General features: G+C 68.7%; 1 protein-coding gene. It reads right to left on the reverse strand.

The genetic code is table 11. The features are described 5' to 3' along the window. Window positions 1-501, reverse strand: a 501-nt coding sequence (locus DA085_RS20785; protein WP_154402285.1) for a transposase, incomplete at both ends; no start/stop codon positions are given.

A 501-nucleotide genomic window follows, 5' to 3' on the forward strand; every position in this document is an offset into this window, starting at 1 on the left:
TCCATGCGGCGCTCTCGAGCGATGCCACCGCGGATGCGCTGGCGCACGATGACAACTCGGCGCTTCTTGCTCCAGCCGTGCAGTTGCAGGCTCGCCTCGACCATCTGGCAGCCCTGGCTGTCGGGCCGGCTCCAGTCCTGGCGGCTGAACTGCTGGGCCACCAGGCGCTGCACGTTCTGGGTCTGCCGCAGCCGCAGCAGGTAGGGCTGGTCGCGCTCTTCCAGCGTCAGCAGAATGCCCTCGTTGCCGTAGCCCGAGTCGCCACGCACCAGCGCGGGTCGCTTGTCGCCGAGCTCGTCCAGCAGCCGCCCCAGCGCCGTCTTGGCGTGCCCGCTGCTGTGCTGCTTGCCCGAGCTCACCTGCACGTCCAGCACCAGTCGCAGATTGGCCACCAGGAAGGTGTGCAGCACGTGGCTGGGCCGCTTGGGCTTGGCTGGGTTGTAGCCGATCTCGGCGCCTTCTTGCCGCCCGTACAGCGGCTTGATGCTGGCGTCGATGTCC

Source organism: Ornithinimicrobium cavernae (genome assembly GCF_003121625.1).
Classification (GTDB): domain Bacteria; phylum Actinomycetota; class Actinomycetes; order Actinomycetales; family Dermatophilaceae; genus Ornithinicoccus; species Ornithinicoccus cavernae.